The organism is Hymenobacter sp. 5516J-16 (genome assembly GCF_022919335.1).
Lineage (GTDB): Bacteria > Bacteroidota > Bacteroidia > Cytophagales > Hymenobacteraceae > Hymenobacter > Hymenobacter sublimis.
On sequence record NZ_CP095058.1, the window covers coordinates 1,142,944 to 1,169,409 of the forward strand.

Sequence of the window (26,466 nt, forward strand, 5' to 3'; positions counted from 1 at the left end):
TTTTCACAACTTCACCCTTCACTATTTCACTCTTATCCATGAACCGACCAACCCGCAAGAAGAAGCTGGGCAGCTACCCGCACACGATGGTGGTGTTCAGCATCACGCTGGCCCTGCTGGTGATTGGCTTGTTCGGGCTGCTGCTGATTCATGCCCACAAGATTTCGACCCTAGTAAAAGAGAACCTGGAAATGCAGGTGTACTTGGAGCGCGGCCTGCCCGAAACCCAGCTACTACGCCTCCAGCAGGACCTCTCCCGCAAGCCCTACGTGGCCGTGAAAGCCCGCCAGCCCCAGGTGCGCTTCCTCTCCAAGGAAGAAGGCGCCAAGCAGCTTATCGACCAGACCGGCGAGGATTTTCAGCAGTTTCTCGGCGATAATCCTTTGCGCGACGCCTACCTGCTGAAAATCAACGCCGATTACGCCGATGCTCAAAACCTAGCCCGCATTAAGCAGGAGCTGAAGCAAGAGCCGGGCGTGTTCGAGGTGGAGTACGTGGAAAGCCTGATTACCTCCGTCAACAAAAACTTGCGCAACGTGAGCCTGGTGCTACTGGGCTTTGCGGCAGTACTGACGTTTGTGGTGGTGGTCCTTATCAACAATACCATCAAGCTGGCCCTGTTCTCCCAGCGCTTTCTGATTCGGAGCATGCAACTGGTGGGGGCTACCTCTTCCTTTATTCAGTGGCCTTTTCTGCGGCGGGCGGTGTGGCAGGGCTTGGTAAGTGGCGTGCTGGCCGGGCTGCTGTTACTGGCTCTGCTGCAGTACGCCTACCTGCAACTGGAAGAGCTACGCCTCTTCCGCGACGAGCAGTTGATTGGGGTTCTGGTGGCGGCGCTTATTGTGCTAGGCATGGGCATCGGCTTTCTTAGTTCCTGGCGCGCCGTGCGCAAGTACACCAGCATGTCGCTCGATGAATTGTATTAAAGGTGAAGTATTAAGCTGGTGCGTTAGCCGTTACAACAAGACCGTCATCTTGAGCTTAGCAAAGGATAACAGGCGGTTGTAGCTCACTCAATCATTCATCACCTCACAATCACTATTTCGCCACCTCACATTCCCTACCTTTGCCCTATGGAACCGAACACAACCCCTCGCTTTGCCTTCGGGCCGCGCAACTACCGGCTGATGTTTATTGGCCTGGCTGTGCTGGCTGCGGGCTTTATCACGATGATGCTGGACTCGGAAGATTACGGCGAAGGGTTTCTGGGCATTACGCTGGGTCCCATTCTGCTGGCCATCGGCTTCGTGATTGAGTTCTGGGCCATCATGACCCGCCCCGGCACTACGGCTCCAACGGCTCTGGACCCCACTACTACCACTACCGTCCCTTCCCAGCCCGTACCGGCCGCACCGGTAGCGCCCACGGTGCCTCCGCAAGCTCCTAGCTATAAGCGTTAATTTCTGAGGACGTGGGGCTTAGGGCCTGCGTGTCGTGCAATAAAATTGCGTTGGACAGCACACGCCAGCCCCCAAGCCCCACGTCTCCTTGATCCTAATCTCCTGACTATGTCGTACTGGCACGCCCTGCTGCTAGCTATTGTGGAAGGTCTGACCGAGTTTCTACCCGTTTCCAGCACGGGGCACATGATTATCGTCGCCAACCTGCTCGGCATCGGACAGCTGTCTTTCACCGATACCTTTATTACGTCCATCCAGTTTGGTGCTATTCTCTCGGTAGTGGTGCTTTACTGGCGGCGTTTTCTGCAGAGCCTTGACTTCTACTTGAAGTTGGCGGCGGCCTTCATTCCCTTTGGCATCCTGGGGTTTCTGCTGAAAGATGTCATTGAGGCACTCCTGAAGAACGTAGCGGTAGTAGCCTGGTCTCTGGTGCTAGGCGGCGTGGTGCTCCTCTTCATTGACCGGCTTTTCACCGGGGAGCGGAAGCAGGTTACTACGCCCAGTTTTGCCCAGGCCGTACGTATTGGTTTGTTCCAGTGCATTGCCCTGATTCCGGGTGTTTCGCGCTCCGCCGCTACCATTGTGGGAGGTCTGGCCCAGGGTTTTGACCGGCGTTCAGCCGCCGATTTCTCCTTTCTGCTGGCCGTGCCCACCATGTTTGTCATCACGGCCTATCAGCTCTACAAAACCTTCAAAATAGCTGCTCCGGGCGCTCAGGACATTAAAGTGTTGCTTTTTGGCAACGTCGTGGCCTTCATCGTGGCCCTGCTGGCCGTTAAGTCCTTCGTCGATTTTGTGTCACGCTTTGGGTTCCGGGCCTTTGGCCTGTACCGCATTGTAGTAGGAGTTATCATTCTGGTGATGCTGGCGCTGGGCATTCCGCTTCAAATCATTTAGGCACTTTGTATTGTCCCGCCGACGCCGGAGGAAGCTGAGTTACTAAGTTCAACGGCTTAACCCAGCTTCTTCCGGCGTCGGCGGGACAGGTCGCCGCTTGTTAAAGGGTAGTTGGCTGAGCCCCTACCCCTTTTGCTTATGGAACACCCCGAACACTCCTCTGCGCCGTTGCCCGCCGATGCCGCAGCTACCGCGCCGCCCGCTACCCCGCTGCCGGCTTTCGACTTTGAAGCCGGCGAAGTGCTCCTGGTGGACAAGCCCCTGACGTGGTCTTCCTTTGACGTGGTGCGTAAGGTCAAGAACACGTTGCGCATCAAGAAAATCGGGCACGCGGGCACCCTTGATCCGCTGGCTACGGGCCTACTGATTTTGTGTACGGGCAAGAAAACCAAGGAAATCGACCAAATTCAGGTCCAGGAAAAGGAATACACCGGCACGTTCCGCCTCGGCCAAACGACTCCTAGCTTCGACCTGGAAACCCCCGTGGACCAGGAGTTGCCTTACGCGCAGCTAACCGAGGAGCAGCTGCGCGCCGCCCTGCCCCCTTTATCGGGCTGGTTGAGCAAACGCCCCCGCTCTTTTCCGCCGTGAAAGTGAACGGGGAGCGGGCGTATGAAGTAGCTCGCCGGGGTGGCGAGGCCGAAATCAAAAGCAAGCAGATTACCATTCGGGAGTTTGAGCTGACGCGCATTGCGTTGCCTGAGGTTGACTTCCGGGTGGTGTGCTCCAAGGGTACCTACATCCGCAGCCTGGCCCGCGACTACGGGGCTGCCCTGGGCTGCGGTGCCCACCTAACCAAGCTGGTGCGCACCCGCATTGGGCAGTACCGTCTCTCCGACGCCCTGACCATGGAGGCCATTCAGGCCCTGCGTCCGCCGCGCCCGGCCGGTGAAACGGAGCGCCCAGAACGCCCGCGGCGGCAGCGCCAACCGGAGCGCCGGGCCGGCCTCGATTACTTTAACGCCACCCACGGTACTCCTCCCAACGAACCCCAATAGGTTCTAGCCAGTACACTCTAGCACAGTACGGCTCTCCCACTCACTCTTTCACTATTTCACCGCTGATGCACGTCATTCAGGACCCCACGCAGTTTCCGCACCTTGGCAATGCCGTGGTTACCAGCGGCACCTTCGACGGGGTTCATGTGGGGCACCAGCAGATTTTGCGGCGCCTGCGCGAAGTGGGGCAGCACACGGGCGGCCCCACGGTAGTTATTACTTACTGGCCCCACCCCCGGCTGGTGCTGGCTCCGCCGCCTACCCACCCCGAGCCTCTGGACCTGTACCTGCTCAATACCCTGGAGGAGCGCAGTGCCAAGCTATCCGAATTAGGCGTCGACTACCTCTTGATTGTTCCTTTCACCCGCGAGTTTGCTGCCTGGACCTCCGAGGAATACATTCAGAACATTCTGCTGCGCACGGTGGGCACCCGCACCTTGGTTATTGGTTACGACCACCGCTTCGGTAAAAACCGGGAGGGCGGCTTTGAGTACCTGAGCCAGCACTCGGGCCGCTACGGCATGAGCGTAGAGGAAATTCCGCGCGAGGATGTGGATGCCGTGGGCGTGAGCAGCACCCGCATCCGGAGGGCCCTGGAGGCCGGCGACGTGCAAACCGCCAACCGCTACCTGGGTTACAATTACCCATTCACGGGCCTAGTTGTGAAAGGCCGGCAGTTGGGCCGCACCATCGGGTGGCCGACAGCTAATATCGTTTGCCCGGAGCCCCTGAAGCTGGTTCCGGCTCGGGGCGTGTACGCCGTGCGCGCCACCACGGCCGCGGGCGCTACCTACCCTGCCATGCTCAACATTGGCGTGCGCCCCACCGTGGCGGGTGGCCTCGACCAAACGGTAGAGGCGCACCTACTAGGCTTCGAGGGCGACCTGTACGATCAGAGCCTAAAAGTAGAACTCGTAGCCCGCCTGCGTGATGAGCAGAAGTTCAACGGCCTTGACGCCCTAAAAGCCCAGCTAGCCCAAGATGCGGAGGCAGCTCGGGCGGCTTTGTGAAGGGTGATGAGTTGAAGCATACTAAGTAAAGGCCACAACCTCATGATGGTAAGATCAGAGAACGTCATTCCGAAGGGAGTGAGGAATCTTGCGTGCTGATGTTGGTTTGTCATAGCAACGTCAGCACGCAAGATTCCTCACTCCCTTCGGAATGACGTTCTTTCTTACCTGTTACCTGTTTACCTCCTCACCTGTTACCTCACTTCTTTATCTTGCTGCTCCAAATTCTTCCCACCCCATGATCAACAAAGTAGTGGCCGGTCCGGCCGAGGCCCTGCGCGGCCTCACCGACGGCATGACCCTGATGCTCGGCGGCTTTGGCCTGTGCGGCATTCCCGAAAATTCAATCCAAGAAATTTTGCGCCTGGGCGTACGCAACCTTACCTGCATCAGCAACAATGCCGGCGTTGATGATTTCGGCATTGGCCGCCTGCTGCAAACCAAGCAGGTGCGCAAGATGATTTCCAGCTACGTGGGCGAAAACGCCGAGTTTGAGCGCCAGTTGCTCTCGGGCGAATTGGAAGTAGAGCTGATTCCGCAGGGCACCCTGGCCGAGCGGTGCCGGGCCGGCGGCGCGGGCATTCCGGCTTTCTACACCCCGGCTGGCTACGGCACGGAGGTAGGCGAAGGCAAGGAAAGCCGGGAGTTCAACGGCAAAATGTACCTGCTGGAAACCGCCTTGCACGCCGATTTTGCTTTCGTGAAGGCCTGGAAAGGCGACACGGCCGGTAACCTCATCTACAAAGGCACGGCTCGCAACTTCAACCCCATGATGGCTACAGCCGGTAAAATCACGGTAGCGGAAGTGGAGGAGCTAGTGCCTGCCGGCGAGCTGGACCCCAACCAGATTCATACGCCTGGCATCTTCGTGCAGCGTATTTTCGAAGGCAAAAACTACGAGAAGCGCATTGAGCAGCGCACGATTTCTTCAAGTAAAAATTGAGAATTAAAAAGTAAAAACTGGTCATACGGCCCCGCTCTAGCGCACTTGACGACGACCTGTTTTTACCTCAATTTTTGATTTTTAATTCTTCGTTTTTAACTGAAATCATGCTCGACAAACACGGCATTGCCCGGCGCATTGCGCAAGAAGTAGAAAACAATTCCTACGTCAACCTCGGCATCGGTATTCCGACGCTGGTTGCCAACTATATCCCCGAGGGCATCAACGTGGAGCTGCAGTCCGAGAACGGGCTGCTGGGCATGGGCCCCTTCCCCACCGATGACCAGGTAGACCCCGACCTCATCAACGCCGGCAAGCAAACCGTAACGACGCTGCCCGGCTCTAGCCTCTTCAGCTCCGCCGACTCCTTCGCCATGATCCGCGGTGAGCATGTGGACCTGACAATTCTGGGTGCCATGGAAGTTTCGGAAACCGGTGACATTGCCAACTGGAAAATTCCGGGCAAAATGGTGAAAGGCATGGGCGGTGCCATGGACCTGGTGGCCTCGGCTAAAAACATCATCGTGGCCATGCAGCACGTAGCCAAGGACGGCTCCAGCAAGCTGCTGCCTGCCTGTACGCTACCCATTACCGGCCTGCGTTGCGTCAAGAAAATCGTGACCGAGCTGGCCGTATTAGACGTTACGCCCGACGGCTTTGTGCTGCGCGAGCGGGCGCCCGGCGTCACCGTAGAGCAGATTAAAGCCGCCACGGCGGGGAAACTGGTGGTACCAGATGAGGTACCCGAAATGACTGGTGTCTAATCCGCTAAGTGGTTGATTTGGCGTTCCGCTAGCCCCACCGGAGCGGCATAATGGCAGAACAAGCTATAATGTATAGGGCAGCGCCCCGGCGGGGCAACACCAATTATTCAACGATTGGTGTTGCCTCGCCGGGGCGCTGCCGCTTTATAATGCCGGTTTACTTACTACTTACTGCGAGTTGAAAAATGCCTTGGCCATGATGTGCTTGGCTGCTTCCAGGGTAAAGTGGGAAAAGTGGCGGCGGAAATGGGTTAGGGCCTCGGGCGGAGTAAGGCCGCCGGCTCGCACGGCATCGGCCAGGTAAAGGGCTAGCGTGTCGGGTTGGCCGGTGAGGGCCGGAAATTCATGGTGGTCTTTGTAGCGGCTCAGGATAGAAACGCGCAGTTCGGCCGAAGCACCGGGTACCTGCCGCAGCAGCCGCTCCATCAGCAGCTGCACTTCATCCATGAACATGGTGCGGGCCAGGCCGTGGGGGCGGGCACGGCCTGGCCCGCTACGGCGGTCAGCAGCACAGCAGCGGGGCTTTCGGGGCCCCAACGTGTGGTATCCGGCGGGGCACACAGCCAGGCCGTGGGCGGAAACGCCTCCGGAGCACGCAAGATGCGCTCCAGCGTTTGCAGACGTCGTTCTTCGGGCGGTAGCATACGGCAAGGTACGACGATACCGGCGGATGGGGATGTACCACCGGGCTTTTGGCAACTCCCAGCACTTGGTAGCCTGTGCGGACTTGTTTGCCCTCTGGCAGTGGGGCCGCTCCGGGTTAACTTTCTGCCAAAGGCGTAATGAGCCTTTTTACTACCTAATTTGTTAGGTCGTCGTAAGACAAGCGCCGCGCCCAAGAACCGGGCGGTATCTTTGCGCTTCTTCCCCGACATTCTCCTCTGACACTTCTATGGCAACGAGTTCTAACGGCAAGGCCAATGGTGCCCACGCCAAAAAACAAACTTTACCCGGCATGCCCTCGAATCCGGAGCTGCTGACGCCCACGGCCATTCCGGCCCACAAGCTGGTGTTGCGCACCCTAAAGCGCGGCGACTTCAAGGCCGTGAAGGAAATCATGGACAAGGTGTACTCCAACATGGAGGGCTCCTGGTCGCAGGACGAGTACAACGCCCTGCTGAAGAAATTCCCCGAGGGCCAGATCTGCATTGAGGACAACGGGCAGGTAGTGGCTGCCGCTTTGGCCATCATTGTGCAGTACTCCGACTTTGGCGACCGGCATACCTACGCTAAAATCACGGGTCACGGCAAGTTCAACACCCACAACCCCGACGGTGACACGCTCTACGGCGTGGACGTGTTCGTGGACCCCGAGTACCGTAGCCTACGCCTGGGCCGCCGCCTCTACGACGCTCGCAAGGAGCTCTGCGAAAACCTGAACTTGCGCGCCATGGTAGCCGGCGGCCGGATTCCGGGCTACGCGGCTTATGCCAACGAAATGACGCCGGCTAAGTACGTAGAAATGGTGCGGGCCAAGGAAATAACTGACCCCATTCTCACGTTCCAGCTTTCCAACGAGTTTCACGTTCGCAAAATCATTCGGGCTACCTTCCCTACGACTCCGAGTCGAAGGCGTATGCTACCCTGCTGGAGTGGATTAACGTGTACTACGACGAGGAATCCGACAAGCTGATTGGTAACCAGAAGTCGAACGTGCGCATTGGCATTGTGCAGTGGCAGATGCGGGCTACCAAAAATCTGGAGGACTTTTTCCAGCAAATGGAGTTTTTTGTGGACACCGTGTCGGGCTATAAGGCTGACTGCGTGCTGTTCCCGGAGTTCTTCAACGCCCCTATGATGGCGCTTACCAACGAGGAGTCGCCTTCGGTGGCTATCCGCTCGATGGCGGCCTTCACCGAACCCATCAAAACCAAGATGATGGAGCTGGCCGTGAGCTACAACATCAACGTTATTGCCGGCTCCATGCCGCTCTATGATGATGGCAAGCTCTACAATGTCAGCTACCTCTGCCGCCGCGACGGTACTGTGGACGAGCAGTACAAGCTGCACGTAACCCCCGACGAAGCCAGCTACTGGGGCATGCGTGGCGGTGACAAGCTACGCTGCTTCGACACGGATTTCGGCAAAATCGGCATCCTGATTTGCTACGACGTGGAGTTCCCTGAACTCTCCCGCATGCTCTCCGATGAGGGCATGAAAATTCTGTTCGTGCCGTTCTGGACCGATACTAAGAATGCTTACCAGCGCGTGCGCCTCTGCGCCCAGGCTCGGGCCATTGAAAACGAGTGCTACGTGGCCATCACGGGCTCGGTGGGCAACCTGCCCGCGTCGAGAACATGGACATTCAGTACTCGCAGAGTGCCGTGTTCAGCCCCTCGGACTTCGCCTTTCCCCACGACGCCATTGTGGCCGAAGCAACCCCGAACACGGAAATGACCCTCATTGCCGACCTCGACCTCGACCTGCTGAAGGACCTGAACACGAGCGGGGCCGTGCGCAACCTCCGCGACCGGCGCAAGGACTTGTATTCGCTGAGCTGGGCCAAGAAAACGGAGCGCGACGACGAACTTCTGGCCCAGGGCGAGGAGCGCGCCCCCAAAAGCACTAGCCGCCGCAAAGCGGTAGCGGCAGGCTAAGTGTTTGCTTGCCAAAGCCAAAGCTCTTTGGCATTACGAACGGCCTGTCAAGTAGTTTGACAGGCCGTTTCGTTGTCTGCCATGGGTATAGCTTTTTGTCTTTTAGGAGCGGAAGCCGGCTTCCTTGGCAAATAGTATTAAAAGTACATTAATTACTGCCGAACCTAAAGCCAGAATTTGTTTTACCCCGTATCTAGACGTGCCTATATAGGCTTTCCACCTTACGCACTCATCCATTCACCACTTCTACTTATTTCATGTTTACACATTCTACTCGCCGGAAGGCGGCCCGTCGGGGCGGCTTCCTGTTGGGCGCTATGGCCCTGGCTGCTACCGTAGGCACGGCGCAGGCTCAAACTGTGTATGGCTTATCCGTTGCTACCGCTCCGGCAGCAACTAGCTTGGTTTCTTTTGATGCGGCTACTCCCGGCACCCTCACTGCTACTGTGCCCATCACCGGCATTACCGCGGGACAAACGGTAGTAGGCATCGATTTCCGGCCGAACACTGGTGAGCTATTTGCCCTAGGCTACGCCGCTACTGGCACGCAGGCCCAGCTGTATACCATTAACCGCACCACCGGCGTAGCAACCACCGTAGGCTCGGCCCTGACCCTGAATTTGGGTACGGAATTAAATCGGATTGGCTTTGACTTCAACCCCACGGTTGACCGCATTCGGGTAACCTCAGGCGCCCGCACCAACTTCCGCCTTAACCCCAACAACGGCGCTCTAGCTGCCACGGATGGGCAACTGACGTACGCCACGGGTGATGCCAATGCTGCCCAAACGCCGGGTATCGGCTCTTCCGCCTACACGAACAGCTACATTGGCGCTACTGGCACTACCCTCTACAACCTCGACGAAACGAACAGCCGCCTCGTAACTCAGGTTCCGCCCAATGATGGTATCCTGAACACGGTGGGTACTGCTCCACTGGGCGTAACGCTCAACGGCGCTGGTCAGAACTCGGACTTGGATATCTACTTCAATCCGACTACCGGCACCAACACGGCCTACATGACCGTAGCCACGGCCAGCGCCACGGCCACCTCAACTACACTGTACACCGTAAACCTGACCACGGGCGCTGCTACCTCAGTGGGCACTATCGGTGCCACTCCCCTGGTAGCTGTAACGGATATTGCCTTCCAGATCAATCGCCCGGCTACCCTGCCGGCTGTAACGGGCCAGTTGGCCTACGCCCTGACCAGCAACAACAACCTGGTCACCTTTGATACCGCCATGCCCGGCACTATCCGGACCTCAGTGGCAATTACGGGGGTAGCAGCTACCCAGACGATTGTGGGCATGGATGTGCGCCCCTGAACAATGCTCTGTACGCCCTGGGTTATGACGCCACTGCCCAAACCGGGCAGCTCTATACCATTAACGCCACTACGGGGGTAGCTACGGTTCTGGGTAGCGCCCTAGCCCTGCCCCTCGGGACCGGTAGCATTGCCTTTGACTTCAACCCCACCGTCGACCGGATTCGGGTGGAAGGCGTAAACCGCGCCAACTTCCGCATCAACCCGAATGATGCTTCGGCCGCGCCCACTGTGGATGGTCAGCTCACTTACGCCACCGGTGACGCAAACGCCGCTGCTACCCCGGCCATCGGTTCAGTAGCCTACACCAATAGCTACCCGGGTGGAGTTGGTACTGCCACGGCTCCCCGGACCACTACTCTTTTCGGTTACGACGAGGCTCTAAACATACTCGTACGTCAGGACCCACCGAATAACGGCACCCTGAATACCATAGGCGGTTCGGGCGTTACGGTTACTGCCGGCGCTAACGTGGACATGGACATTTTCAGCACCGCTGAGAATACCAATACGGCTTACCTGGTAGCTTCTTCGGGCACCTCCGCCAACTCCAGCCTGTACTCCCTGAACCTGACCTCGGGCGCTGCTACGGCTCCTATGCTGATCGGTAACGGTATTACGGTCCGGGACCTGGCCATTGCGGGCGCTGCCGGCGTCACGACGGGCAACCGCCAGCCCCAGGTGGCCACTGGCTTCTCGCTGTACCCTAACCCGGTTAGCGCTACTTCGCAGCTAAGCTTCCGCCTGCCCCGCGCTGGCCAGGCAGAACTGACCCTCGTTGATGCGCTGGGCCGGACGGTAGAGCGCAAAGCCGCCGGAACCCTGAATGCCGGTGCCCACACTCTGAACTGGCAGCCCGCCAGTCACCGTGCCGGCGTGTACTTCCTGCGCCTGACTGTAGATGGCCAAACGGCCGGCACCCAGCGTGTAGTTGTTCAATAAGCTGAGCCTGTCACAGAAAGAGCCGCGCTACCTGAGGTAGCGCGGCTCTTTTTTTATGCAGTATTCTGTAGAACACCGCTTTACTTAGCCGTGGGCGCTGTCGCGGGAGGCAAAGTAGGCATGGTCGCGCAGAATGGTGCGCAGAAAGGGCTCGTCGTGCAGGTCGGTTTGGATGCCGGTAACGCCTTTTACCTTGCCGGCTACTTCGTTGAGCAGCAGAAAATCGTCGCGCCGGGTAGCCTGGTGCAGGAGTTGCCGTACCAAGTTCACATCCTGGTCAGAGAGCAGAGCGGCCTGCTGGAACACCGGCTGGTACCCGAGCGGTACCTGAGTTCCGGCCGTAATGGCCTGCACATCGGGCGTGCGCGGGCGCAGGCTCACCACGGTAGTACCGGCGGCCATATCCCCAGGCGCTGGCCCGACCGTTAAGCAGAGTTGCTACCAGCGCCAGCGAACCTACGGTCAGCCCAATTTCTACCAGCCCAATCAGCCAGCGCAGCAGGTAGTCGCCGAGGCCAGGACGGGTGCCATCAAGGCGGGCTACTTTGAGGTGGCGCAGGTGCTTGCCCAGGCTCTGCCCATTGAAAAACGCCTCGCAGATGGGATGATACACCAGCAAGGGCGCCGAGACGAGCACATAAGAAATAATCCGCTGCTCATTGGAAGAGTTGGTGAGCTGCTCAATCAAAAACCCGATTACCAACGCCCAGAGGCCCATCACCAGCAGGTCTAGCAGTTGGGCTACTACCCGGTCGCCCACGCTGGCTGCTTCGTATTCCAGGACAACGTTTTGGGTAGTGTGGATGCGGATGGTGCTCATAAAGTAAGAAAATGCCCTGCCAAGGGCCGCCTGAATCCTGTATATTTAGCCCGGCGCGCCCGCGGGCCAGTGCTTATAGATGCCGCTGAGGCAGAATGTTAGTTATGCGCGAAACGGTATTCTTACGCCTGAACCAAGCTCGGTGGCAACAGTACGAGGCCACGCCGCCTACCGGCCCCGATGAGCTGGCCCGGCGCTACGTGGAGCTAACCGACGACTTGTCGTATGCCCGCACCTTTTATCCAGACTCGGCCACGACCAGTTACTTGAATGGCTTAACGGGCAAGCTACACCAGGCCCTCTATAAAAACAAAAAGCAGGAGACGAACCGCCTGGGCCACTTCTGGCGCCACGAACTACCCCAGGTGCTGATCCGCCACCACCGGGTGCTGCTGGGTACGCTGGCCTTCTTCGTGCTGGCGACCTTCATAGGGGCTTTGTCGGCGGCTCGCGACGAAACCTTCGTGCGGGTGGTGCTCGGCGACAACTACGTGAACCAGACCCTTGCCAATATTGACAAAGGCGACCCTATGGCTATTTACAAGGGCGAGGAGGAAACGGTGATGTTTCTGCAAATCACGCTCAACAACGTGAAGGTAGCTCTCTACGCCTTTGCTGGCGGCATTACCGCCGGCCTGCTCACGCTGGTCATGCTGTTCAAGAACGGGGTGATGCTGGGTTCCTTCCAGTACTTCTTCTACCAGAAAGGGGTGCTGCTGCCCTCGGTGCTGACCATCTGGATTCACGGCACTCTGGAAATATCGGCCATTGTGCTGGCGGGCGGGGCGGGCGCCGTGATGGCCCAGAGCCTGCTGTTTCCCGGCACCTATTCCCGCCGCGACTCCCTGCGCCGCGGGGCCCGCGACGGTATGAAGCTCGTGCTGAGCCTGGTCCCAATTTTTGTGGTGGCGGGCTTTCTCGAAGGCTTCGTGACGCGCCACACCGAAATGCCGCTGTACGCCAGCCTGAGCATTATTGGCGTATCGGCTGCTTTTATTCTGGGCTACTTTGTGGTGTATCCGTGGTGGCTGCACCGCCAGCGTCCGGCCGCCTGATTTCTCATTTTTCTGCTTGCTTACTGGTACCAATTCTACCCTGTTCATACGCCACCTCGCGTTTACCAAACCCACTGATTTTCTGCGCGAGCGGGATTTCAGCCAGAAGATTGAAGCTACCTTCGATTTCATCCGCGTGCATGCTACTCCGCTGGGGCGGGTGCTGGCTACGCTGGTACTTCCCCTGGCCCTGGTTACCGGCATCGGCGTAGGGCTGCTACAAGGGCAGATGCTGTCCACTTTCGGCGACATGACCCGCCAGGCTCGGCTGGGACTACCCCGCGACATTCTGCCGCCCATTTTCACTTCGCCTAGCCTCTGGATAACCATGCTGGGCGGCCTGCTGCTCTTTGTGGTTTTGCACTTAGTGGTATACGGCTACGTGGTGCTGCGCGCCAGCAAAACTGACTCTGATGCTCCAGTGACGCCCGCCGAGGTGTGGGCCTTGGTAAAAAGCCGCTTCCTGGGCATGGTTGGGTCATTTATTGGCTTGGGCGTGCTCTTTATCGTGGGCATGATGGCAGTAGGCCTGCTCATCGGCTTATTTTCTGTTGCGCTAGCAGCCGTAGCTGGGGCCTGGGTGGGCATTGTGGCAGTGCTGGCAATTTACCTGTTCATGATTTACGCCATGGTGGCACTGAGCTTGTACTTTGTGGTGTGGCTGCGCGAAGAACGTGGCTTTTTTGGCTCTATTCGGCGCTGCTTTCAACTGGTTTGGGGTAAGTGGTGGTCTACCTTCGGCCTAATCATGGTTATGTTTCTGATGCTGTGGCTGATTATGGTGCTGGTACTGGTGGTCCTGTCCACGGCAGGCCTGCCGTTTACTGATTTAATGAGCGGGCGCTCCACTGATCTTTCGCCCCTGGTGCGGGTACTGTTTATAGTCTATTCCGCCATCCAGACCCTGATTTCGCTGGTCTTTTACCCCCTGATTATGATTGCCATCAGCTTTCAGTACTTCAACCTGGTTGAGCGCCGGGACGGCGAGGGCACCCGGCTGCTGGTTGATTCTATTGGCCAAACCGCCCCAACGGCCGCCCCGCAAGCCCTGCGCCCCGACGACGAAGGTGAATACTAACCGGCCTTTTTCAGCCTTGGGACGAAGCTGCCCGGCGCTCCTGGCTGGGCTGTTGCTGGCCGGTGCGGTAGGCTCGGCTCGCGCCAGCCAGCCGCCCAAACCCGTGCTGGCTCCTCCCCCGGCCGATACGCTGGCAGCGGCGCCAGCCCGCTCCACCTTTATAAGCCTACCCGCCGACACCCGGCCGGCCGGAACTATGCGCGCGCCCCAAACCGCTCGGCTGCGGCAGTTGCGCGGGCAGCGCGAATTTCAATACGTCGAACCCGAAACGCCGGAGCCGGGCAGCGGCAGCAGCCTTTGGTCGCGGTTTTGGTGGCGGCTGATCCAGTGGTTCCTGGGCCTGTTTTCGGGGCCGGGCTACGAGCATCGGGGCCGCTACGTGGTATATGCGCTTTTTGGCGCGGCGTTCCTGTACGTAGTAGTACGGCTTCTGCGCCTGGATTTGACGGGTTTGTTTCGTCGCCCGGGCCATACGGTGCCTCTGCCCTACGATACGGCCGGGGAGCAGATTCACGGCGTTGATTTTGAAGGCGCGCTGGCAGAAGCTGAAGCCACTGGCAACTACCGGCTGGCGGTCCGGCTGGGTTATTTGCTCAGCCTGCGCCACCTCACTGAGCGGGGCCTGATCCGGTGGCAGCCCGACAAAACCAACCACGACTACCTGCGCGAGCTGCGGGGTACGCCTTGGTTTAGTGCGTTTCAGGAGCTAACCCGCCAGTTTGAGTACGTGTGGTACGGGGAGACGCTGCTTACCGCCCCGGCCTACCCTGCCCTGCGCGAGGCCCGGCAGGAATTTATTCGCCACCTTACCCGCGCTGCGGCCTAAGTTAGTTGCCTGCCATGACCCGTTTTCGTGCTTTTCTGCTGGGCCTGGGGCTGCTGTTTGGGGCCTTCATTGCCGTGGAGTATTTCCGCCCCCAACCCACGGACTGGTCGCCTACCTTTATCAACCGCGACAAAATTCCCTACGGCACCTACGTGCTCTACGACCAGTTGCCTACCCTTTTTCCGGGTCAGCCAATTACCGCTGTTCGCCTGCCCATTGCCAATCAGCTCCTGCCTACCCTCGGCGTGGATGCAGACCGTGACTCCGCCCTGACGGTCCACGGCCCCGTCCTGCGCCGCGAAGCGGCTACCTACCTTTTTGTCAACGACCAGTTTGTGTGCTCCCGTCTTGATCGGGATGCGCTGCTGCGGTACCTGAGCCGCGGCAACCAAGCCTTCGTTGCCGCTGAGCGCATGACCAGTCAGCTGCTGGACACCTTGCGCCTGGATATTGAGCCGGTGCTGGATTTGGATAGTCTGCTGCTGAGTCGGGCCCAGGGTAACCACGGCCTGAGCCGCGCTACAACCACGCTCACGCTCGTGAACCCGCCGCGTGGTGCGGCCCGCCGCTACCGGTTTCCGCAAAGCGAAGTGCCCGCCTATTTCCGGGCCCGCAAGGGGTCCCGCGCCACGGTACTGGCCCATGACGAGCGCCGGCGGCCGGTACTGGTGTGGGCGCCCATCGGCCGGGGAGGCCTGCTGCTGAGTACTACCCCCGCTGCCTTCAGCAATCTGTTGCTGCTGCGGCCCGCTACGGCCGGTTACGCCTTTGCGGCGCTGTCGGGGTTGCCAGCGGCACGGCCGGTTTTTTGGGATGAGTATCAGAAACAAGGACCTTTGGGCGAGCAGTCTTTGCTGCGCGTTATAAAGCAGCACGAGGCGCTACGTTGGGCCCTGTGGCTTGGGCTGCTGGGAGCCGTGCTTTTTGTGGTGTTTGAGGCCCGCCGACGTCAGCGTATTATCCCCATACTCCAGCCACTCCCAAATACTACCCTACTGTTTACGCGCACGGTGGCGGGCCTGTACCGGCAGGGCTCCAACCACGCCCTAATTGCGGAAAAGAAAATTGGGCTGTTCTTGGAATATCTGCGCACCCGCTACCACGAGCCTACCTTGGATTTGGCCGACGAAGCTACTCGGGAGCGGGTGGCCCAAAAGTCGGGGCTGCCTCGCGCAACTGTGGATGCCGTAGTGCGCCGCATTAATTTGATACGAACCGCCCGGCAGGTTTCGGACGTGGAACTGCTGGAGCTAAACCGCGCCATTAACCAGTTTCGTAATGAGGCTGCGTAATTTTTGCACTATCACATAAAATTGCACTTAACTTATTTATAACTATTCTTATAGCCCCTCTCTTAATATTAGCACAAGTATTTCGCTATACATATAGCTCACGTAATTGAATTATACCCTACTCTGTTTGCTGATTTTAACTTCTGTAAGATGGAAAATACTCCGGATTCTTTCGCTACACCTCCCATTTCATCACCACCCGTCACTGCCATAAGTGCGGTGCCCTCTGCTGCCGAAACCCAAGCCCCGCGCACCGACTTCAGCCAATTGAGCCGTCATGCCGAGGCTATCCGGCGGGAGCTGAGCAAGGTGATTGTGGGACAGCAGGACCTGGCGGAACTGTTGCTCACGGCCCTCCTAGCTGATGGCCACGTGCTGTTGGAGGGCGTGCCGGGGGTAGCCAAAACGCTTACCGCCAAACTGCTGGCCCGCACCCTAAGCGTACCCTTCAGCCGCCTGCAGTTCACCCCCGACCTAATGCCTTCCGACGTGCTAGGCACCTCCGTATTCCGGCCTAACAAGTCGGAGTTTGAGTTTCGGCCCGGCCCCATTTTCGCCAGCATCGTCCTGATTGATGAGATTAACCGCGCCCCGGCCAAAACTCAATCGGCGCTATTTGAGGTGATGGAGGAGCGGCAGGTAACCCAAGATGGCACCCGCTACCCCATGCCCGCGCCCTTTGTGGTGCTGGCCACCCAGAACCCTATTGAGCAGGAAGGCACCTACCGCTTGCCCGAAGCCCAGCTCGACCGGTTCCTGTTCAAGCTGAGCGTAGGCTATCCTACGGTGGAAGAAGAAGTAGCCATTTTGCAGGGCCATCACGCAGGTTTCGGCGGTACGCCCCTGGAGGCCGTGCAAGCCGTAGTATCAGCCGAGGACCTGCAGCAGTTGCGGGAGCAGGTGCGCCGCCAGCACGTGGAGCCCAAGCTGCTCGAATATATTGCCCGCCTCGTAGGCCAGACGCGCGCCCACAAGGGTCTCTACTTGGGCGCCTCGCCCGGGCTTCCCTGGCTTTGCTCAACGGCGCCAAAGCCCTGGCTGCCCTGCGGGGCCGCGACTTCGTGACGCCCGAAGACGTACAGTACCTGGCTCCTATGGTGCTGCGCCACCGCATTCAGCTCACGCCGGAGCGCGAAATGGAAGGCGGCACCCCCGACGACATCGTCAAACAGATTCTGCAACAAATTGAGGTTCCGAGGTAAATGCGAATAGGCAGCAAGCGGACAGCATGTTATCCTGAACTAGTCGAAGCATCTCTACCGCTGGCTAACTCAAGTAAGGCGACGAGGCGGTAGAGATATTTCGACTAGTTCAGCAGGACAACACCTTATTTCCTTCCTTTTGAAGTCCTTATTTCTCACTCGCCGCTTTTTCCTGCTTCTGCTAGCTCTGATTACCGGGCTAGTGGTGGCGTTTTTCGTGCCTGGTTGGCTGATGCCCTTGCAGCTGGCTGCGGGGTTGCTGGCGACCTTCATCTTGTTAGACCTCGTACTGCTTTACGGTACAACGGCGGCCGGCGGTGGGGGCGTGTTCGGGCGGCGGGTACTGGGCGACAAGCTGGCCAATGGTTCCGACAATGATGTGGCCCTCTACATCGAGAACCGCTACCGCTTTCCGATTAGCACGCATATTATTGATGAGATTCCGCACCAATTTCAGCGCCGCGACGTGCTGTTTCGGGCCAGCATTCGGCCCGCCGAAACGAGTATTATCCGCTATCAGCTGCGGCCTACCAAGCGTGGCGAGTACGAGTTTGGCGCCTTGAACGTGTACGTGGCTTCCCCGCTGGGTTTGGCGCGGCGGCGGTTTCGGTTTGACGAAAGCCGGGTGGTGCCCGTGTATCCTTCGTTTCTGCAGATGCGCCAGTATGAACTGCTGGCCATTCATAACCGCCTCACGGAGGCCGGCGTGAAGCGCATCCGGCGGGTGGGCCACAGTATGGAGTTTGAGCAGGTGCGGCCCTACGTGCCCGGCGACGACCCGCGGGCCATTAACTGGAAAGCCACCGCCCGCCGCGCCACCACCCCGCACGCGGCCGACGCCCTCGTCGTCAACCACTACCAGGACGAACGGGCCCAGCAGGTGTACTGCCTCATTGACAAGGGCCGGGTGATGCGCATGCCCTTCGAGGGGCTGAGCTTGCTCGACTACGCCATTAACGCCACCTTGGTCGTCAGCAACATTGCCCTACTCAAGCACGACAAGGCCGGGCTGCTGACGTTCTCCAACCAGCCCGGCACCCTGGTACCGGCCGAGCGCCGTAGCGGCCATTTGCGCAAGCTATTGGAAGTGCTCTACCGCCAGAAAACCAAGTACTTGGAAACCGACTACGAGCGGCTCTACGTGTCGGTCCGGACCCAGATTAAGCAGCGTAGCCTGCTGATTCTGTTTACCAATTTCGAGACGCTCTATGGCATGCAGCGCCAGTTGCCTTACCTGCGCCGCCTAGCCAAAGAGCACCTGCTGCTGGTGGTGTTCTTCGAAAATACTGAGTTGCGCGCCTACCTCGACGGCCCCACCAGCACTACCCAGGACGTATACAACCAGACGGTAGCTGAGAAATTTGCCCAGGAAAAACGCCAGATTGTGCGGGAGCTGAACCGCTACGGCATCCACGCCCTGCTCACCGCCCCCCAGAATTTGACGGTAAACACCATCAACAAGTACCTAGAATTCAAGGCCCGGGGGCTGATTTAGCGGCAATTCTGGTCATGAAAGAGGCCGTCATCCTGCATGAAGCGAAGGACATTCTCACGTCAGCCCAACTTATTGACACGTAGAAAGGTCCTTTGCTTCATGCAGGATGACGGCCTTTTCAGATAGTACCTCGTTCTGTTCACTGCTACTTCTGGCCCGGGGCTTGCTACCTTCGGGCTCTACCCTCCTGCCCTTTGCTTTCCCGATGATGCGTCCTTTCCTGCTCTACCTCCTGTTACTTCTGGCTTACCCGCTTGCCGCCCAAACGCCCGACACCCGCACGTTGCTGCCGGTGCCAACCCAGACGACCTGGGGCGCGAGCCGTTTTACTATCAAGCCAGATTTGTCGTGGCAGGTGTTCACGCCCGCCCAGACGCCAGCGGCCCACGCCGCCGACTCCGCCGTGGCCGAAGCCGTGGAGCAACTAGTTCTGCCGGTGCTACTGCCCGGCCGTAGTGGGCTGGCCGCGTCGCGCCGTCAGACTTCGCCCTTGCCTACGGCCAGCTTAGTACTGCAGTATGGTCGTCCCGCTGATTTGCTGAAGCTGGGCGAGGATGAGTCGTACACCCTGCGCGTGACGCCCATGGGCGTGGCCCTGAATGCGCCTACCCACCTGGGTATTTTGCGCGGACTGGCAACGCTGCGGCAGCTGGCAACTACTGAGAAGAAGGCAGTGTGGCTGCCGGAGGTAGATGTGCTGGATGCGCCGCGCTTTCCATGGCGGGGGCTGCTGATGGACCCGGCCCGCCACTTTATGCCCGTTTCCGTGATAAAGCGTAACCTCAACGGCATGTGGGCCACCAAGTTTAACGTCATGCACTGGCACCTCTCCGACGACCAGGGCTTTCGGGTGGAAAGCAAACTGCTGCCGCGCCTGCACACGGTGGGCGGCGAAGGACAGTTTTACACGCAAAGCCAGGTGCGCGACATCATCCGCTACGCGGCCCGGCGCGGCATTCGAGTAATTCCGGAGTTCGATATGCCCGGCCACGCCACGGCCTGGCTGGCGGCCTACCCCCGCCTGGCCTCCAACGATTCCATCTATGGCGTAGCGCGCAAATGGGGTGTGCTCAACATTGCCATGGACCCCACCCAGGAAACTACCTATACCCTCATCGATTCCTTGCTAAGCGAAATGACGCGGCTGTTTCCGGACCCCTACTTTCACATTGGGGGCGATGAAAACGATGGGCGGCAGTGGAAGCGAAATCCGCGCATCGTGGCCTTCATGAAGCAGCAAGGCATGGTGGACGCCAAAGGTCAGCTCGACAAGCACGCCCTGCAAACCTACTACAACCGCCGGGTGCTGCAGATACTGACCCGCTACCAGAAAACCATGGTGGGCTGGGACGAAATTCTGGGTCCGGGCCTGGCTCCGGAAGCGGTAATACAGAGTTGGCGCGGCAAAAAAGGCCTGTATGAGGCGGCGAAAAGCGGCCATCCTACCCTGCTTTCCAACGGCTACTACATCGACCTATTTCTGACGGCAGCCTCGCACTATGCCCCCGACCCGCTCCCTCAGGATGCTCCTCTGACGCCCGAACAGCAAAAGCTAGTACTGGGCGGCGAGGCCACCATGTGGAGCGAGTTTGCCGACTCCATCATCGTAGATTCGCGCATCTGGCCCCGGGCCGCGGCCGTAGCCGAGCGACTCTGGAGCGCCGCCACCGTCCGCGACGTGCCGGATATGTACCGCCGTCTCGGGCTGGTAAGCCAGCAGCTGGAAAGCCTGGGGCTGCAGCACCGCCGGGCCCCGGAGCAGCTCCTGACCCAGCTGGCCGGCGGCCGGCAGACGGCCGTGGCGCCCCTGCGCACCCTGGCCCACGTGCTGGAGCCGGTAAAGGAGTACAAGCGCCACTTTCAGGGCTTCAAATACACGACTCAAACCCCACTGAACCGCCTGGTGGACGCCGCCCCGGCTGAATCAGAAGAGGCCCGGCAGTTTGGCGTGGCCGTGGATGGCCTGCTGGCCTACGGGCGCACTGCTGCCGGTAGCACCGACCGGTTCCGGGGTCAACCCGGCAAGGCCCTAGTCGCCTACCTCAGCAACGAACTGGAGTACTGGCAGGCCAACGATGCGCTATTGCAGCCCCTGCTGAAGCAAAACCCCAGCCTGCAGGAGTACGCGCCGCATTCTGTCCGCCTGAAAACCATTGCCACCCTGGGCCTGGAGCGCCTCAAGATGCTGGAAAAGGGCCAAGCCCCTACCCCCGCCTGGCAAGCCAACGCCCTCAAGCAGCTCGACGCCGCCAAAGCCCCGCCGGCCAAACCGAGCTGGCCGTAGTTCCCGCCATCCGGCGGCTGGTAGAGGCGAAGTAGTGAGATGGTGAGTTGGCTGTTCAATAAGCGCTACCTGCGCGGGTTGAACAGCCAACTCACCATCTCACTAGTTGACCTTTAAAACAGCACCGATACCTGCATGCGGCCGGTGTGCACGGCGTTCAGGCCGTTGGCTTTGCGGCCGTCGTAGGCTAGGGTTACGTTGAGGCCGTTGCTGAGGCGCTGCTCCAGGTTCAGGTTCCAGGTAAAGTTGCTGCCGGGGCGCAGGGCATTCAGAATTTCCAGCCCGACCAGGGAAGCCTGGTCACCTTCGAAGGCTACGCGCACGTAGCGAGTGGTAGCCGACAGGGTGCGCTTGCCCACCTGGCTGACGCGGGTTTCTACTCCCAACTCATCAAACGTACCGGCTGCGTCTTCGTCGGGGCCGTTGGTGTTTTGCTTGGTGGTGCGCAGGTAGGTGCCCGTCAGGCGCAGCACGTTGGTGGGCTGGTAGCTGATTTCGGGCGCCAGCTCGTACTGCAGCACCCGGAAGTTACGGGCTTCCAGGTAGTTCGATAGGTTTTCGCGGATGCTGCGTGCAGCCGTAAAGCGCCCCGTGAACGACTGTGCTAAGGTCCGGCGGAGCAGCAGGCTTTGGTTGGCGAGGTTGCGCGTATCGGAGCCCTGGGTCAGCAGCACCTTCTGCTGGGTTTGCTGCACCGTCAGCTCGGCCCCGAAAATAGGATTGGACCGGTTGAAATAAAGCGTGTTACGCAGCAGCTTGTTCAAACTCAGTAGCAGGGAATCGGCGGTTTGGAAGGCAAACGGGTTCAGGCGCGACGACAGGGTATTTTCGGTGGTGCGGCGGTCTAGGGTGATGGTACTCAGAGCCGAGAACCGCCCCACGAAGCCGCGCAAACCCGGCAACTCCCGCCACCCGCGCGGGGCAGTAGTGGTCAGGCGGTAGCTAAAGCGGTTGGTGAAGGCTGGAATGTAGTCGTCGGTAGGCAGAAACACCTTGATGTGGGTGCGGTACTGGGCGTCGGGGTCTGGGCCTCAAAGAATTCGTCCTTATCCTGGCGGTTGTTGGTTGGGCGGTTACTGGTCGCCACGTCGCCGCCGTAGTAGTGCGTGCCCTGGCCGTTGGGCACGGCCAGAAACGTGTAGTCGCGCTTCAGCTCCCGGCCCGTGGCCACGGCGTAGCTCAGCTCCGAGCGCAACAGCTGCTGGAAAAAGCTAGCGTTCCAGTCGAGCTTGCCCAGCACGGTGCGCTGCCGAGCCGAGTCGCGGGCCGCCAGGTCGCGGTAGGTAGCCAGTATAGCCAGGTCCTGGGTGGCACTCAGGCGCGAGACGAGTGTGCCCTGCCAGGTTTGGGCCCGGCCCCGCTCCTGCAGCCGGGTTTGCTCGGGGTTTGGGGTCTGGTCGCGGCGGTAGCTGTAGTCGAGGCGGAAGCGGGTACGGGCCGAGTCGCGGCTTTGCAGGAACAGAGCGTGCTCGTCGAAGTAATTGGCCGAAGTCAGCGAGTCACCACTAGACTTGGCAACGCGGTTTTTATCGAAGCGGTAGGCGTAGCCGGGCACCACGGGTCCGCCTACATAGCGGGCCGTACCTTCACCCCGCGCCCAGCGCGAAGTGCGGCTGCCGGCCTCGGAGTTCAGCAGAAACAAGTTGCCGCGCACCTGCACCGGGCCCACCTGCCGGGCCACATCTACCCAGTGCTGCACTCCGCTTACTTCCCCAGCCCGGTAGCGTCGGCTCAGGCGGTAGCCCAGGGCATTGTTGGCGTCTTTTACTACCCCACCGAGGCGTTGAGAATATTGTCCTCGCGGGGCTGCTGATTGTTGGTAACGAGGGTGTTAGAAGTGCTCCAGTTACGGTCAAACTCGATGTCGCGGTACCGGTCGATGGGGGCAAAACGACGGCTGGTGTACTCGTAATCCAAGGCACTGCGCAGCTTGTAGCCCTGCAAGCCGGGTAGGCGCACGGGCCGGTCCTGCACCACGTAGCCCACCCGCATAGCTCGCCCCTTCGCCGACTCCGGCGAAAAGCGGTTTAAATCCAGGTCGGAAGCGGCCAAATCCACGAACACCGTGGCCGTGGAATCAAGCTGGTAGCTGGTACCCACCGTCATCAGCTGCTTTTGCAAGGGCGTGGGCAGTACCCGAATAGGCTCGTAGGAGCCGCGCCCCTGGCCCACGAACTGGTACACGCGGCCATTGGCGCGGGCCTCTTCGGCGCTAGTGCCTAGGTTGTAGCTGCCCTGGCCCGCCCCCACGTTGGTGAAGCGCACGTTGTACACGGCCCGGGTGGTATCCTGGGGCGGATACACGAACACCGTCACTGGCTGCTGGGTAGTGGGGTCGAGCTGGGTTTCCTGACGGTACTGCACCTGCTGCCGGTCGTAAGCTACGGTATCCACACCCGGCACCACGGCCTGACTGACGTTGTCGCCAATGGAGCGCAGCAGCTGCTTTTCCGACTCTTTGAGGCTGAGGTTGGGTGAGTTATCGGGGTTATCTGACTCGCGGTAGAAGTTGGCGTGCACCTGCAGGCGGCCCAGCTGCTGGTAGTGGCTGGCCTGGAGCAGGGAGCGGGAGTAGTTGAAATCGGAGTACTCGAAATCGACCTTAATGCGGGAGTTGCGGGTTATTAGGTGGCGAGGCGAAAACGTTAGCTCGGCCTGGTTGTAATCGATGACGTAGTCGAAATCAAAGCCGCGCACCAGGAGCCGGCCATCCAGGTATACCCGCTCGGAGTTGGCCAGAATAATAATGAACTGCTCCCCGTTCGGCCCGCGCAGGCGGTAGGGGCCCTGCACGTTTTCCAGGGGGCAATATCAATGCTGGCAAACTTGCCCTTGGCTACCCCCGCCGCCACGGAGGTAGTGGCAAATGCCTCGCCGGGCCTGAAACCAAGCAAGCCGTTGCGCCGGGGGCGCCGGGGGCGCTGGTTACCGTTTGGCTGACTCCGTTTGGCCCTACCCCGTTGGGCGTAATGCCGTTAGGACTGGCCGGGCTGGTTGGCTGGCCGTTCTGGGTGGCGCCTGAGCCGGCAGGCGGGGGTACGGTGGGCGGCACCGTCACGAAGGTGCCGGTGCTGGTACCACTGGCGTTGGGGTACTGAAACAGCTGCGGATTGCTCACGCCCGGCCCGCTTCCGCCACCAAACCCACCGGTGGGCAGCCGCCCGAAGTTGGTTTCCAGGGCCGCTCCCTGAATGTTTTTATAAAAGCGCAGGAAGTAATCGGGCTTGTTGCGCAGCACCACGTCGCCGGCCGTCAGGTTCCAGCGCGGGTGGGTAAGCGTGATGTAAATCCGGTCGAATTCCTGGAGCTGCTGGGTGTTGCCTTCGGGCTGGAAAGGCACGTTCTGGTCGGAAATAGCCGCCGTGAGCGTAATCTGGTCGGTGAGGCGACCTTCTAGCTGCAGGTTCAGGGAGGAGTTAACGAAAACGTTCTGGGCATTGCCAAACGAGACGCCGCGGGAGAGGTTACCCGTTTTGTTGATGCCGGGCGTGCTCAGAATCTGCTCCTTCACCGCAAAGTCCTCTAGGCCCATTACCGAGGGGCGCCGCCAGAAATCCACGCTGTCCATGAGGCGGGCGGGGCGCAGGGACCGGGGCGCAGCCAGTTGCACGGGCAGTACCCGGTAGCACACCAGCACCGAGTCGGGGCTACCGGGCAGCACCATATCGGGCTGGCCCGGCTCGGGGAAGGAAACCGCGTGCTAGGCCGCACAAATCGGTAACGGTCCGTGCGGGCGTCATACGCCAGGCCGCGGCCGTCCACGCTCACCGAGGTCGGCACTATTGTCAGCGAGTCGCGCAAGCTGAACTCCGTGGTATCCCGGTTGAGGGCCAGGCGTACCCAGGTGCAGCGGCGGGTAGTAGGCGGGGCGTCGGGGCGCTGCTGGGCCTGGGCCGCCGCACTACCCCACCACCACAGGCCCATCAGCAGCCCACACAAGCGCAGAAAAGAGGGCGTAGAGCTGCTGATCATTCAGTAAAAATACGAGGCCAAGACGTCGGGGCCACCATAACGCCGGAAGGCGCTGAATTCGTGCCAATTCCTACCTCAACAGTTGCTTACTATTCAGGACTTTTGGGTGTGCGCAGGTGCGGGCTCCTACCCTGCCAGCGGCAGCTCAATGCAGAACAGTGTTCCAGCGCCCTCCTTGGTTTCAAACCAGATGGTGCCCCCGGCACTCTCAATGCCACGCCGGGCCACGGCCAACCCAATACCGGAGCCTTTCTCCTTGGTGGTGAAGTTGGGCACAAACACTTTGTCCTGCACGTCGGCCGGAATGCCGGTGCCATTGTCCTGGATGCAGATGCGGATGCGGTTGTTAGGCTGGGCTTGTAGCTGCGCTTCCACTTCCGGCCGCCGGTCGGGCGGAATGGCTTGCAGGGCATTAATCAGAAGATTATTGAAGGTGCGCACCAGCAGACTTTCATCGGCGTACACCACGTAACGACCCGTATCGGCGTCCTCGGGCAAGGTGAGTCGAATGCCCGTTCCGGCCGCGCCGCCCTGGTGCAAACCCACGCACCGCCGCAGAATGGGCGCCACGTCCAGGCGCTCGGGGCGCATGGCAGGCAGGTTAGTGAAGTTGCTGAAGGAGGTAGCAATGTCGGTCAGCACGTCAATCTGGGTGATAAGCGTTTGCGACACCTTGTTCATCAGCTCATCCAGGTTGGGGCGTTGGTCCTGGATGGCGCGCTGCAGAAACTGCAGGCTCAGCTTCATGGGCGTAAGCGGGTTCTTGATTTCGTGGGCCACCTGCCGGGCCATTTCGCGCCAGGCGGCTTCCTTTTCCTGGGTGGCCAGCTCCTGCTTGCTTTCCTCCAGCTTCAGCAGCATCTGGTTGTACTCGCGCACCAGCAAGCCAATTTCGTCCTCCGATTCATAGGCTAGCATCTCGTTTTGGCCCGTAAGCGTGGTCTGACGCAGCTTTTCGGTGATCAGCTTAAGCGGCTCCGTCAGAATCCGGGACGCCAGGAAGGCCAGCACCAGAAACAGGATAAACATCACGGTGAAGATGTTCAGAATGGTAGATACCAGCTCCGTGAGCTTGTTATCGAGGTCCTTTTCGGAGTCAAAGAAGGGAATTCCTACGTAGCCCAGCACCGCGCCCGGCCGCCCCGACTGCACGGCTCCGGCCCGGAGCGGCAAGTACAGTGCATTAAAGGAAAGCGTGCCGGCTTGCTCCGTGAGCAGAATGCGGGGTTGCCCATCCTCGGTGAGGGCCGCCACTGCCTGGGGTTCATGAGGGTACTGAGCAGGCTGGCCTCGAAAATGAGGGGCTGGCTGCTCACTAGCAGCTCGCCGCGGGCATCGTAGAGGTTTAGGTCGGTTTCGGTGAGGGCGGCTACGTTTTCGGCCAGGTCCACTAGGTCGGCCCTGTTGCCGGACTCCGTGAGCAGGTTGCGGTTTTTGAGCAGATTTTCCTGCACAGCCTGCCCCCGGCGCTGGTAGCTCCGCAGCAAATCGTGCTTGTAGGAGTTGGTAACTTGGCTGGCAATAGCCACGCTCACTACAACGAGCGGCACTAGAATGCCGAAGT

The 26,466-nt window shown here is 59.8% G+C and carries 25 protein-coding genes and 3 pseudogenes; 18 read left to right on the plus strand and 10 right to left on the minus strand.

Translation table 11 applies throughout. From position 1 onward, the window contains the following. Positions 1–38 precede the first annotated feature (38 nt). The 8 genes and pseudogenes from MUN84_RS05610 to MUN84_RS05640 all read left to right on the plus strand — a co-directional run bounded on the left by MUN84_RS05610 (position 39) and on the right by MUN84_RS05640 (position 6,012). The gene (locus tag MUN84_RS05610) at positions 39–926 is read left to right on the plus strand and encodes a cell division protein FtsX (protein WP_244697002.1); all 888 of its coding nucleotides are present in this window, start codon (positions 39–41) and stop codon (positions 924–926) included. Positions 927–1,073: 147 nt separating this feature from the next. Continuing rightward, complete coding sequence (locus MUN84_RS05615; RefSeq protein ID WP_244697003.1) at positions 1,074–1,400, plus strand: DUF3098 domain-containing protein; 327 nt, start codon at positions 1,074–1,076, stop codon at positions 1,398–1,400. A gap of 108 nt (positions 1,401–1,508) precedes the next feature. Then, positions 1,509–2,297, plus strand: a complete 789-nt coding sequence (locus tag MUN84_RS05620; protein WP_244697004.1) for an undecaprenyl-diphosphate phosphatase — start codon at positions 1,509–1,511, stop codon at positions 2,295–2,297. 138 nt (positions 2,298–2,435) lie between these two features. Next, positions 2,436–2,980 (plus strand): annotated as a pseudogene (locus MUN84_RS05625) (hypothetical protein); the annotation flags it as partial. Between the two features lie 36 nt (positions 2,981–3,016). After that, entirely contained in the window at positions 3,017–3,295 is a 279-nt protein-coding gene (locus MUN84_RS23620) for a hypothetical protein (protein WP_317239199.1), read from the plus strand. A gap of 65 nt (positions 3,296–3,360) precedes the next feature. Beyond that, a complete protein-coding gene (locus MUN84_RS05630) occupies positions 3,361–4,305 on the plus strand; it encodes a bifunctional riboflavin kinase/FAD synthetase (protein ID WP_244697005.1) in 945 nt (314 codons plus the stop codon). A gap of 238 nt (positions 4,306–4,543) precedes the next feature. Further along, positions 4,544–5,248, plus strand: a complete 705-nt coding sequence (locus MUN84_RS05635; protein WP_244697006.1) for a CoA transferase subunit A — start codon at positions 4,544–4,546, stop codon at positions 5,246–5,248. A gap of 107 nt (positions 5,249–5,355) precedes the next feature. Continuing rightward, on the plus strand, positions 5,356–6,012 hold the full coding sequence (locus tag MUN84_RS05640) for a CoA transferase subunit B (RefSeq protein ID WP_244697007.1): 657 nt from the start codon (positions 5,356–5,358) through the stop codon (positions 6,010–6,012). A gap of 168 nt (positions 6,013–6,180) precedes the next feature. Here MUN84_RS05640 and MUN84_RS05645 read toward each other — a convergent pair whose 3' ends face one another. After that, a complete protein-coding gene (locus MUN84_RS05645) occupies positions 6,181–6,465 on the minus strand; it encodes a hypothetical protein (RefSeq protein WP_244697008.1) in 285 nt (94 codons plus the stop codon). Continuing rightward, complete coding sequence (locus MUN84_RS05650) at positions 6,438–6,656, minus strand: hypothetical protein (protein WP_244697009.1); 219 nt, start codon at positions 6,654–6,656, stop codon at positions 6,438–6,440. The genes MUN84_RS05645 and MUN84_RS05650 overlap by 28 nt, the downstream gene beginning before the upstream one ends. Positions 6,657–6,967: 311 nt before the next feature. Between MUN84_RS05650 and MUN84_RS05655 the strand changes: the two are divergent. The 3 genes and pseudogenes from MUN84_RS05655 (at position 6,968) to MUN84_RS05665 (ending at position 10,878) form a co-directional block, all read left to right on the plus strand. Then, positions 6,968–8,609: pseudogene (locus tag MUN84_RS05655) on the plus strand (GNAT family N-acetyltransferase). A gap of 257 nt (positions 8,610–8,866) precedes the next feature. After that, positions 8,867–9,937, plus strand: a complete 1,071-nt coding sequence (locus MUN84_RS05660; RefSeq protein ID WP_244697010.1) for a DUF4394 domain-containing protein — start codon at positions 8,867–8,869, stop codon at positions 9,935–9,937. 17 nt (positions 9,938–9,954) lie between these two features. Then, entirely contained in the window at positions 9,955–10,878 is a 924-nt protein-coding gene (locus MUN84_RS05665; RefSeq protein WP_244698676.1) for a DUF4394 domain-containing protein, read from the plus strand. 84 nt (positions 10,879–10,962) lie between these two features. Here the strand turns inward: MUN84_RS05665 and MUN84_RS05670 are convergent, their stop codons facing one another. Together MUN84_RS05670 and MUN84_RS05675 are read right to left on the minus strand one after the other, a co-directional pair. After that, entirely contained in the window at positions 10,963–11,184 is a 222-nt protein-coding gene (locus tag MUN84_RS05670; RefSeq protein WP_244697011.1) for a hypothetical protein, read from the minus strand. Then, the gene (locus MUN84_RS05675; RefSeq protein ID WP_244697012.1) at positions 11,156–11,698 is read right to left on the minus strand and encodes an RDD family protein; all 543 of its coding nucleotides are present in this window, start codon (positions 11,696–11,698) and stop codon (positions 11,156–11,158) included. Before MUN84_RS05675 ends, MUN84_RS05670 begins: the two co-directional genes overlap by 29 nt. Before the next feature lie 104 nt (positions 11,699–11,802). Between MUN84_RS05675 and MUN84_RS05680 the strand changes: the two genes are divergently transcribed. The 7 genes and pseudogenes from MUN84_RS05680 (at position 11,803) to MUN84_RS05710 (ending at position 20,930) form a co-directional block, all read left to right on the plus strand. Further along, positions 11,803–12,753, plus strand: coding sequence for a stage II sporulation protein M (locus MUN84_RS05680; protein WP_244697013.1), 951 nt, complete (start codon positions 11,803–11,805; stop codon positions 12,751–12,753). A gap of 16 nt (positions 12,754–12,769) precedes the next feature. Continuing rightward, positions 12,770–13,831: a hypothetical protein gene (locus MUN84_RS05685; protein ID WP_244697014.1), complete on the plus strand. Its 1,062-nt coding sequence runs from the start codon at positions 12,770–12,772 to the stop codon at positions 13,829–13,831. Positions 13,832–13,883: 52 nt separating this feature from the next. Continuing rightward, entirely contained in the window at positions 13,884–14,657 is a 774-nt protein-coding gene (locus MUN84_RS05690; RefSeq protein ID WP_244697015.1) for a DUF4129 domain-containing protein, read from the plus strand. A 14-nt stretch (positions 14,658–14,671) separates the two neighbouring features. Next, positions 14,672–15,949, plus strand: coding sequence for a DUF4350 domain-containing protein (locus MUN84_RS05695; protein ID WP_244697016.1), 1,278 nt, complete (start codon positions 14,672–14,674; stop codon positions 15,947–15,949). 309 nt (positions 15,950–16,258) lie between these two features. Next, positions 16,259–17,151 (plus strand): annotated as a pseudogene (locus MUN84_RS05700) (AAA family ATPase). Positions 17,152–17,290: 139 nt separating this feature from the next. Continuing rightward, positions 17,291–18,646 carry a DUF58 domain-containing protein gene (locus MUN84_RS05705; RefSeq protein ID WP_244697017.1) on the plus strand — a complete coding sequence of 452 codons (1,356 nt, stop codon included), beginning with the start codon at positions 17,291–17,293 and terminating at the stop codon, positions 18,644–18,646. A 205-nt stretch (positions 18,647–18,851) separates the two neighbouring features. Next, positions 18,852–20,930, plus strand: a complete 2,079-nt coding sequence (locus tag MUN84_RS05710) for a beta-N-acetylhexosaminidase (RefSeq protein WP_244697018.1) — start codon at positions 18,852–18,854, stop codon at positions 20,928–20,930. A gap of 113 nt (positions 20,931–21,043) precedes the next feature. Here the strand turns inward: MUN84_RS05710 and MUN84_RS05715 are convergent, their stop codons facing one another. From MUN84_RS05715 to MUN84_RS05740, 6 genes are all read right to left on the minus strand, one after another. Beyond that, positions 21,044–21,922 (minus strand): hypothetical protein, encoded by an 879-nt coding sequence (locus MUN84_RS05715; RefSeq protein WP_244697019.1) that lies wholly within the window; start codon positions 21,920–21,922, stop codon positions 21,044–21,046. Beyond that, positions 21,862–22,629 (minus strand): hypothetical protein, encoded by a 768-nt coding sequence (locus tag MUN84_RS05720; protein WP_244697020.1) that lies wholly within the window; start codon positions 22,627–22,629, stop codon positions 21,862–21,864. Before MUN84_RS05720 ends, MUN84_RS05715 begins: the two co-directional genes overlap by 61 nt. Positions 22,630–22,697: 68 nt before the next feature. Continuing rightward, positions 22,698–23,723 carry a hypothetical protein gene (locus MUN84_RS05725; protein WP_244697021.1) on the minus strand — a complete coding sequence of 342 codons (1,026 nt, stop codon included), beginning with the start codon at positions 23,721–23,723 and terminating at the stop codon, positions 22,698–22,700. A 43-nt stretch (positions 23,724–23,766) separates the two neighbouring features. Then, complete coding sequence (locus tag MUN84_RS05730; RefSeq protein WP_244697022.1) at positions 23,767–24,594, minus strand: hypothetical protein; 828 nt, start codon at positions 24,592–24,594, stop codon at positions 23,767–23,769. Positions 24,595–25,028: 434 nt separating this feature from the next. Continuing rightward, positions 25,029–25,931: a HAMP domain-containing sensor histidine kinase gene (locus MUN84_RS05735; RefSeq protein ID WP_317239200.1), complete on the minus strand. Its 903-nt coding sequence runs from the start codon at positions 25,929–25,931 to the stop codon at positions 25,029–25,031. A gap of 83 nt (positions 25,932–26,014) precedes the next feature. After that, the gene (locus MUN84_RS05740) at positions 26,015–26,452 is read right to left on the minus strand and encodes a hypothetical protein (RefSeq protein WP_244697023.1); all 438 of its coding nucleotides are present in this window, start codon (positions 26,450–26,452) and stop codon (positions 26,015–26,017) included. Positions 26,453–26,466 lie beyond the last annotated feature (14 nt).